This is a genomic window from Pedobacter sp. (genome assembly GCF_045628745.1).
In the GTDB taxonomy this organism is placed as follows: Bacteria; Bacteroidota; Bacteroidia; order Sphingobacteriales; family Sphingobacteriaceae; genus Pedobacter.
In genome coordinates this window covers 1-10,038 of sequence record NZ_JAZQPU010000244.1, presented here as the reverse complement: position 1 = coordinate 10,038, position 10,038 = coordinate 1, and the positions used below count along the sequence as shown (strand labels likewise).

At 39.0% G+C, this 10,038-nt stretch carries 6 protein-coding genes; all 6 read right to left on the bottom strand.

What is annotated here, in order from left to right; genetic code table 11:
• Window positions 1-1,497: SusC/RagA family TonB-linked outer membrane protein (locus ACR2F7_RS09305; RefSeq protein ID WP_432713298.1), on the bottom strand; the 1,497-nt coding region annotated here is incomplete at its 3' end.
• 120 nt (window positions 1,498-1,617) lie between these two features.
• Entirely contained in the window at window positions 1,618-3,720 is a 2,103-nt protein-coding gene (gene cslA, locus ACR2F7_RS09300; protein WP_432713297.1) for a chondroitinase-AC, read from the bottom strand.
• Between the two features lie 152 nt (window positions 3,721-3,872).
• A complete protein-coding gene (locus ACR2F7_RS09295; protein ID WP_432713296.1) occupies window positions 3,873-8,006 on the bottom strand; it encodes a hybrid sensor histidine kinase/response regulator transcription factor in 4,134 nt (1,377 codons plus the stop codon).
• Window positions 8,007-9,311 carry an acetylxylan esterase gene (locus tag ACR2F7_RS09290; protein ID WP_432713295.1) on the bottom strand — a complete coding sequence of 435 codons (1,305 nt, stop codon included), beginning with the start codon at window positions 9,309-9,311 and terminating at the stop codon, window positions 8,007-8,009. It abuts the gene before it with no gap.
• A 99-nt stretch (window positions 9,312-9,410) separates the two neighbouring features.
• Window positions 9,411-9,797 (bottom strand): group III truncated hemoglobin, encoded by a 387-nt coding sequence (locus tag ACR2F7_RS09285; protein WP_432713294.1) that lies wholly within the window; start codon window positions 9,795-9,797, stop codon window positions 9,411-9,413.
• 86 nt (window positions 9,798-9,883) lie between these two features.
• Entirely contained in the window at window positions 9,884-10,027 is a 144-nt protein-coding gene (locus ACR2F7_RS09280) for a lipocalin family protein (protein WP_432713299.1), read from the bottom strand.
• Between the last annotated feature and the right edge of the window lie 11 nt (window positions 10,028-10,038).

The window sequence follows — 10,038 nt, the reverse complement described above, 5'->3', positions numbered from 1 at the left end:
GTTATTTACGTCTGTATTTAATATGGTCCCATTTACTTTATCGGTACTTCCGGCATAGCCATACCTGGTTAAGGAATTGTTGAAAGATTCATTTCTTGAACTTGTTCTGTTTACCCCTCCTGTAACTTTCAACTTCAGGTTGTTGCTCACCTGGTATTCACCGTAAGCATTACCAACAAAATTATTGGTATAATTTTGCCTGAGTTCATTTTTTGCAGATAAGATTGGGTTGATACGGTAGTCGTTTGTGGGATTTAAATCAGCATCAATAAGAGAATTTTCAAGATCAAAATTACTTCCTGAAAGGGGGCGATATCCCCAAACGCTATACATCAGGTAGTTCATAGCTGAAAATGCGGCATCTGGTGCGGAAGGTGAAGTTCCAAACATTTTAGTACTGGTATAAAAGATATTAGTACCTACCTTCACTTTTTTGTTGATGCTCTGGTCTAATGTCACCTTTACCTGATGACGCCTAAAACCCGAATTAATGATTACCCCATCTTGACCAAGCAAGTTGGCCGAAACAGAATAACGGGTAGCGTTTGATCCACCACGCACTGACACATCATGATTTTGCATAGGTGCTGTTTGAAACAGCTGGTTTTGCCAGTTGATGCCCGGTTCGTTTCTATAATCCTCTGATGTCTTGCCATCCTTAAAATAATTCTGCTGAATACCAACCGGATCAATTTCATTCTGCAACTTTATAAATTCATAAGGGTTCATCAACTCTACCGTGTTAATGTTATTCTGAAATCCATAATAACCATTGTAATTAATAACCGGTGCACCTACTTTTCCTTTCTTTGAGGTAATGAGGATGACACCATTGGCACCTCTAGCTCCATATATAGCAGTTGCAGAGGCATCTTTCAGTACTTCTATCGATTCTATTTCAGAAGGACTAAGAATATTATTATCCGAACCTTCAATTGGAAACCCGTCAATCACATAAAGGGGAGAATTATCCTGAGTAAGTGAATTAGATCCGCGGACAATGATATTGATTCCTGCACCAGGTTTTCCCTCAGATGAACTTACCTGAACACCTGCTACACGGCCAGCCAGAGCTTCATCAAATGACTTTACCGGGGCCTTGCTCATGTCATCCATATTAACGCTGCTTACTGAGCCTGTAATGTCTTTCCTGGCTACAGTTCCATACCCAATCACCACTACATCGTTTAATACTTTACTGTCTTCGCTGAGGGTTAAATTGACTGTCCCTTTATCCCCCACATTCACTTCCCGGGTTAAATATCCCATATAACTAAAAACAAGGATATTATTCCCTTGTGAGGGAACCGCAATGGAATACCGGCCATCTTTATCCGTGGTAGCTCCAATCTTTGTTCCCTTTAGCTGTATACTTACACCAATAAGGGAAATTCCTATGCCCTGGTCGGTCACCTTGCCCTCCACCCGGCGCGTTTGCTGGGCGAGTACAGTAACTGCACAGATCATACACATTACAAAAAGGTAAATCTTTCTCATACATTAAAATTAATAAGTTCAATATTTGGTTTGCTCTAATAATCTACTGACTATCAATATCAAATTTGAGCATCAATTAGTCTTTTATGGGGTACTGATCAATTTAAATAAGGGTAAAAATCAGTTCATCACTGTAGAACCCACAAATTCATCCTTTGGAAAATTAATTTCATGTGAAATAGTGCTGCCAGTTTTTAAATCTTTAATGTTGATGACAGCATGAACTTCTTTTTGCATCGGATCTGCAACTGAAATTACCTGCTTGCCATTTACATTTCTGACCATGACCAAACAAGCCTTATCTGAACTCAGTTCCATGGTTGGTAAAATCAGTTTTCCGGGTTGGTAAAAAACGACCATTGCTATCTCAAGTTCCTGGTGCCATACACCCTGCACTGCTGCTGTGTTGGCTGCAATCTTTATGATGTCACCATTAATTTTCTTCATTTCAGCGGCCCCCTTTACACCCGGTAAAACCAGATAAGCATAACTTGCACCTAAAGGCTTTTTACCATGGTTGACCCATAGCTTAAATACATCGCCAGAAATGTCTTCCCTGGAATGTGAATTATTGATATGGTACCAGTTGCCCTTTTGCCTTTGGGTGCTCAGGTTAATATCACCTCCCTCAGGAAAGTAATAACCTACACCATCATGCCAGATCCAGTACTGGCTTTTCTCTTTAAATTCCAGCGTTTTACCCCTGCCAATTTTAGTCGTATTTAAGGCATTTAACACATTTCCGTTTAACCAACTTTGATTTAAAGTAGTCGTAATATTTTCAGCAGCTTTACTTTTAATACCTGCCCCAAGACATACAATTTCGTTATCAAAAAAGAACCATGCCTTTCTCGCTTCCAGACTGTCAAAGTTTAAGGCGTAGGCACTTGCCCCATATACACCATCGGATACCCCTCCTGCGAACTCATTACTTCCCTCCTCACCCCAAAATTGAGTAATCGGCCGATCAGTTGCATAATCTCTGCTGGTTACACCCGGAATCTTGTCCCATTCCCAAACCGGCATAATGTTATAATATTCAGGTCCACGAAGTTGAATATTCGTAGCTCCGTCAGAGAGGTATCTCCCCAATAGATTTTCTTTATTTCCTGCTTCACTTCTTCTGGTACGTGTGCTTACCATACGCACATTGAAAGAATAAGAAGGTCTTAAATGCATACTATAATCTCCAGTCCAATATTGATGATGGTAAGGACTGATTTTATATGCAGGTGTCTCTGTGCTATCTGTTCTGGCAATAGCATTACTCCAGTCTTCTGCATTTTTAAAATCTATCAGCTTTGCCACGTTTAACCTGCTTTTCTCGCTCTTTTTCTTTAGAATATCAGGTCTACTCACACCTCTGCCTTCAACATTAAAATCCATGTAGCTCCCACGAATAGCTTTCAAATAACTATCTCTGTAATATTTTGAAAATAAGGCTAGTTTTTTGGGGTGAAGGGCATAGGGGGTATCTCTTACATAATTGGCCAGCTTCAATATGCCTGTAATAAAAACAGCACCATAGCTGGAAATTTGAAGCTGAAGACCATGTTGCAGGTAGGCGTAATCGAATTGCAAACCTTCCTTATTGTATACAAAGCGGATTGGATCAAACAGATTTGTTACTGAAGCACTCAGTAAGGTTTCATCGTTTGTTAACAATGCTCTATAGAAGAAATGTAAAGCGACATCCGTTTTATTGGCTCCGGTTTGTTTTTCTGGATCTCCTCTTTTCATCCTTCCTATTAGATTCGCGCGGAGATCAGCATCCAGCTTTTTACTTCCAAAATCCAACATGATGAGCATTTCCCCTAAGGCCTGTGGAGTCCCAATTTCGTTATGCCACCAGTTTTCACTTTTCGGATCGCTTTCATACCAGTATTTAAAAGCACTGGATATGGCATTGAAAACCTTTTCATCGCCATAATATTTACTTTCCTTATTAATATAGGCCTGTATCAGGGTTTCAAGTTTCATTAAATGGACATTTGGTAACCAATTGGTAATCGCTTGGTCTTTATAATTTACATCTTCCCAGCTGCCATTAGATTTTAAAGTATTTAAGTGATTTGCCGCTGGCTGATCTGTAAACCGGGCTTGTTTTTTAAGATCTACCAATATACGGCCCTTGATGACCTCCTTAGTTGTGGTCTGGCCCCTGACAAGCCCTGTTCCATGGATAGATATTAGCAGCGTAAAGATTAAAATGAGTTTATTCATAATTTAGGTCAATTTGGTTCTGCCTGTTAGTAAACTCATTTGAAAAAATACCATAAACGGTTACTTTTGATTTTCCTGATATGTTTACACAGCCTTCAAATATTCCCTTTTATATACAAAAGAGGGGAGAAAAATCAGTTTAAAAGGGGTGACTAATCTGTTTTGTGAATAAAATCTGATGGGGAATGGCCAAATTGCTTGCGGAATTCCTTGCTAAAATATTTTCTATCATTAAACCCCACAGAATATGCCACTTCAGAAATACTGAGTTTATTCTCCAACAGTAATTGGGCCGCTCTTTTTAAGCGTTGCGACTTGATAAAATCTGTAATGGATAACTCTGTTAGTGCTTTAATCTTTTTATAAAGCACAGTCTGGCTCATCCCTATTTCCTCCACTAGGCTACCTACATTAAATTCCGGATCTTCCATCTTTTCCTCAACCAAGAGCATCAGTTTATTCAGGAATTTTTCATCAGGAGAGGCTGCTTCCAGCTTTCTTGGTGTCAGCATAATCTGACGGATATATTTTTGTTTTAGTACTTCTCTACCCTGCAAAAGATTTCGGATGCTCAATTCCAGTACCTGGATACTAAAGGGCTTTGTGATATAAATGTCAGCACCTGCTTCTAATCCATTTAACTGTTGCACTTGCGTTGCCATAGCCGTCAGCATAACCACAGGAATGTGATTGGTCCTTTCTTCCAATTTTACCCTCGTGCAGAGTTCAAGCCCAGTAAGTTCGGGCATTGTTACATCGCTGATGATGATATCAGGCACATTGTTAATGGCTAACTTCCAGCCTTCCAATCCATTTACACCCTGTAAAACATGGTAAGTATGTTGTAGGCACTGTACTAAAAAACCTCTTAATTCTTCATTATCTTCCACCACAAGAACAGTATATCTTTTTTCTATCTTATTATCCTTCGCTTGTTCCAGCTCCAAAGCTGGAGCTATGATTTTGATTTCTACAGCTGGGGTATGAATACCATAAAGAGTTGACATTTGCCCAGGTGTAAAATGAGATACCCCCTGCAATAAGGAAACAGTAAGACGGGTTCCACCGTTTTTCCCTGCAGTTGCCGCCTTACTGGAAATGGAGATTTCTCCTTTGTGAAGGTCTACAATATTTTTAACCAGTGCCAGTCCGATCCCCCATCCTTCTGCAGTTGCAGCTCCTGATTTTACCTGATAAAAATTAGTGAATATTTTGTCCTGCAATTCGGCGGTTATACCAATACCTGTATCCATTATACTTACTTTTACATTCGCATTTTCTTGATAGATTGAAAAGCTAATCTTACCTCCCTCAGGTGTATATTTAAATGCATTAGACAAGATGTTATAAAAGACCTTTTCCATTTGGCTAAGGTCGAAATACAACATAATTTGTGGCGCTGTGCTGCTAAATGAATAGTCTATATGCTTAATTTCGGCCAGACTTCCATAGGCATCAAATATGGTACGGCAAAAAGCGACCAATTCATGTTCAGCAACTTGTAAAGTAGCATTTCCAGTTTCTATTTTCCTAAAGTCTAACAGTTCACTAATGAGGCGCAGCAAACGATCACTGTTTCTTTTAACACCTAGTAACTGTTGGTTAACAGGAATATTTTCTCTTGTTATCCCAATTAACTTTTCAAGGGGAGCGAAGATGAGCGTTAATGGTGTACGGATTTCATGAGAAATACGGGTAAAAAAATCAAGCTTCATCTGGTATAGTTCCTGTTGCTGTTCATTGTTTAGCTGTTCATAATACAACTTTGATTCTAGCCGCTGTTGGCGCCGTGTAAAGCGAAGAACAAAATAAACTAAGGCACTACCAGCAATAAAATACAAGAGGTAAGCCCACCATGTTAGCCATAAGGGTGGTAGAATATGGATTTCAAGTTTAGCGGGTACTTCATTCCAGAGCCCATCATTATTGCTTCCTTTAACAACGAACACATACTTGCCTGATGGAAGGTTGGTATAAGTTGCTGAAGGGATACTAACATCATTCCAATCCTTTTCAAAGCCCTCCAGTTTATATGCATATTTATTCCGCTGCGGTTGAATGTAACTTAGGGCAAGGAAATCAATCGTAAAGATATTCTGGCCTGCAGAAAAGGTAATGGATTTTGTAAAGCTGATGTCCTCCTTTAATAATTGATCGGGCCCACCGATAGCAATGGGTTTATTAAAAAGCTTTAAACCTGAAAAAGCTATTTTTGGAACATATGCATTTTCCCTTATATCTCGAGGTGTAAAAGCAACGAGGCCATTATAGCTGCCAAAATAAAGCTTTCCATTTTTATCCTTATAGGCTGAGTTAAAATTGAATTCATTAGCAGGTAATCCATCAGCAATATTATAGTTCTTGAAGGATTTCTTTTTTACATCAAACTTGGTTAATCCAAAATCAGTACTTAACCAAAGCATCCCCTCATTGTCGACTAATATATCAATAATATTATCACTAGCCATACCTTTTGCTTTTGTGTAGGTAGTAAAAGAATTAGTTTTAGCATGATAAAGACTTAAACCTCCACGTAAGGAGCCTACCCAGATATTTCCATTATGATCTTCCCTGACGCAATTAATTTGGCTGGATTTCAAGCTATCCCGATGAACACTTTTAAAAAAATAGCTCAACTTTTTAGCCCCATACTTTAATAGATTAAGGCCCCGTGGGGTACCTATCCAGAGGTTCTTCTTTGAGTCTGTATAAACAAAGCGAACATACCGGCTGCTCAACCTTAATCCTTTGGAAAGATCATCAATAACACTAAAAGTGCCTTTTTCCGGATTAAAGAGATTCACACCTTTGGAGGAAGTTGCCACCCATAAAAGTCCTTTATCATCTTCGGTAATGCTGCTCACATATCCATAATTGAGGGCATGAGGATTACCTGCATCAGGAGGGTAATGTTTGAATTTTCCCGTAGCTGGATTAAATAACTCTAGACCACCTTGAAATAGCCCTATCCAAATCCTGTTTTTACTATCCTTAAAAATAGCCTTAATGGTATTGTTACTTAAGCTGCCGGGATCGTGCGGATCATTGACGTACTTTTTAAATTCACCCGTCTTCGTATTGAAATAATTCAGTCCATGTCCCTCTGTACCCATCCACAGGTTCCCTTTTTCATCGCCGGCTATAACACTTACAATATCACTGCTGATACTATTTCTGTACTTGCTGTATTTATAAATGGTAAAGGGAATGGTATTGCTATGGGTTACATTAACACCTCCAAACATAGTGCCCACCCAAATAGAACCCTGTTCATCTTCATAGATATCTTTAATAGAATTATCACTTAGACTTTTCCGATTGTCTGAATCATGGATAAAGTTACTGAAGCTTAAAGTTTCAGGGTTTAAAATATTAAGCCCATTCATTGTGGCTACCCATATTTTACCTGTTTCACTTACCGTAATTTTACGGATAAAATTGTTACTTATTTTAGTGGTAGTGGAGGAACTGGTTTTAAACCTGGTAAAAGATGTAGATTGGGGATTAAACAAACACAGGCCTTCAGCATCAGTTCCTATCCAAATCCTTCCTTGTTTATCTTCGGCAATAGTCCTTATAAAGTTTCCACTAAGACTATTCAAATCTGCAGGATTGTTTCGGAAAGTAGCAAATGTATACTTTCCATTCTTAAATGACATTCTGGTTAGTCCCTCGGTAGTACCAACCCAAATATTACCCTTGCTGTCTTCAAAAACTGCATATACGGAGTTACCTGCCAGGCCATCCTTTTGATAAATCTTTTTAAACTTTCTTGAAGTGGGGTTTTCCAGCATGCTTAACCCTAGATTGGTGCCGAACCAAACCTGGCCCTTCGTATCAGCCATAATAGACAGCACAATTTTATCACTAATGCTATTGGGATCTTTAGCATTAAACGGTATGCGTTCAAAAGCATCTTTCTCAGGAATGTATCGGTTCAGCCCATTCTGCGTACCAATCCATAAGTTCTGTTTTTTATCTTCCAGCAATGCGTAAATGTAATCTTCAGCGCTGATGGTTGAAATATCATCAGCATCAGTATGGTAAACTTTAACACCACGTCCATCATAGCGGTTCAGGCAATCTCGCGTACCAAACCACATGTATCCCCTACTATCTTTACAAATCGAAAGGACCGAACTTTGAGACAATCCGTTGGTAACAGATAAATGATCAAAAGATAATTGAGCAAATGAACTCACATAGGCACAGCTAAACAATATAACTAAGAGCGTCTGCAGAATTAAGCCAGACAAACTTTGTAGAGGTGTTAATTTAACCTTCATCTATTTATGTAATTGTTTTTTTAGCCATTCAAGTGATTCCTGGTTGGTTTCTTCAAAACGCCAGTGCCCCGAAATTGGGGTAATAGCTAATGTCTTAGGAGCTTCGATGGCGTTAAATGCAGCAAAAACAGATGTTGGAGGACAAGTATTATCGTTATAGCCCCATGAATAGAACCCAGGAACGGTAACATGTTTTGCAAAGTTGACTACATCATAATAACCAATCGTTTTTAGTTTTTCAGGTGTATTGTTGATCGCTTGAGCAGCTTTATTTAAGAGATGAGGCCATCCCCCTGCTCTGCCATAAAGGTATCCCGTCATATCACATAATGCTGGATAAAAAGCAGCCACATAATTAACCCTTTTATCCAGTGCTGCAGCAACAATAGTTAGGGCACCACCTTGGCTTCCACCGGTGACCACTACATTTTTCCCATCCCAATCTGGCAGATTGCATAAAAAATCAATACTTCGAACACAACCAAGGTAAACACTCTTGTAATAATATTGATCCCTGTCATCTAATTTATGTAGCGTATAATCGCCAAAGGCAGCGCTTATATTCTTGTAAGTTTCATTATCAAGAAGTGGTGAAATTCCATGTATTTCTATACTCAGGCTAATATACCCTTGTTCAGCATAGGCTGTAACAGGCAGCATACTTTTTACGCCAGCTCCAGGTGGATTAAATAAAACAGGATATTTACCGGCAGCTTTAGGTTTACAGAGGTAGCCATATAAACGCTGCCCTTTTTTATAGTTTTGAATGTTCACTAAAAAAACATCCACGGTATTGGTTGAATATTGAGGCAGTGCGATTACTTTTGCATCCATCGGGATGTTCGCTGCTGCTGCTTTAGCCGTATCCCAAAACTGTATGAAATCCGCTGGCATTTTTACCGTAGGGGTTATCTTCTCGGGCGAATAGCCTACTTTGATCAGATCGGTATAGGTCTTACCATTATATACGGTGCTGATCAGCACCTGGCGAAAACCAGGTTGTTTACTGCTACCGATGTCAATTTTCCCTTGGCCCTGCTTCAATACCATACTTCCCTTTTGATCTGCTGGCAGCATGTCTGGACCGATTTCAAAGTTGATGGTAACATCTTCCAGAGGTACACCATACTTCAAAACAGTGACCTGTAGCGAAGCTTTTTCATTCACTTTATAATTCCAGTCTTTTGAATCTGGAGTGAGTATAAATTCAATTAGCTTTTTCGGTGCAGGGGCATTTTGCGCCAGTATGGCTGTAGATAAAATAAGGAATTGCAGAAGGACTAAGTATCGGTATATACTTTTCATACCCAATACTAGTAAATAAAACAGCAAAAGTTACTTCTCTCCTATTTTATTTACAATAATGATATCGTGCTGCAATTAAACAATGAATAGTATTGGCAATTATACAATCACCCTTTCGGCACCACCTTTCATATTTTCAATTTTGCTTAAAAATAAGATGGCCATAATATCCGCTCTTTTTTTGGTATCTTCTGCCATTGCACCTTCAAAATGGGTATCTACCGTTTTGTTAAACAACTGCAGCCAACGTTCGAAATTTTGTTTTTGCAGTGCAAGTGGAGCATGCCGAGCAAAGGGATTTCCTTTAAAACCGGGAACACCAAATAAGGCAGCATTCCAGAAATTGTACATCTTTTCTAAATGGGGCTGCCAGTCAGTAATTACAGCATTAAAGATCGGACCAATCAAATCATCTGTCTGCACCAGCTCATAAAAGCTATCAACCAGCAATACAATATCTTCAAAATTTGTGATGTCTGTTTTCATTGGAAAAAATTATATAACAGCCACGTAGCACACCAGGTGAAGCTTTACTGCAACACAAAGATAAAGATTTATAGAGGTGTTAATGCTTAATCCTTGTCATGTTTATTATACACAAGGGCATCAATATCAACACCAATAGCTTTGGCTTGTTGAAGGTAATCTGCCTTCACCGCATCTGGAATCGTCTTTGTTCTCGATAAAATCCACATATATTTTGTGCTATTACCCACAACCAATGCAT

What these genes read in the sequence shown, in the direction of transcription:
- cslA (WP_432713297.1), bottom strand. Translation starts at nt 3,720, where the DNA reads ATGAATAAACTCATTTTAATCTTTACGCTGCTAATATCTATCCATGGA.
- ACR2F7_RS09295 (WP_432713296.1), bottom strand. Translation starts at nt 8,006, where the DNA reads ATGAAGGTTAAATTAACACCTCTACAAAGTTTGTCTGGCTTAATTCTG.
- ACR2F7_RS09290 (WP_432713295.1), bottom strand. Translation starts at nt 9,311, where the DNA reads ATGAAAAGTATATACCGATACTTAGTCCTTCTGCAATTCCTTATTTTA.
- ACR2F7_RS09285 (WP_432713294.1), bottom strand. Translation starts at nt 9,797, where the DNA reads ATGAAAACAGACATCACAAATTTTGAAGATATTGTATTGCTGGTTGAT.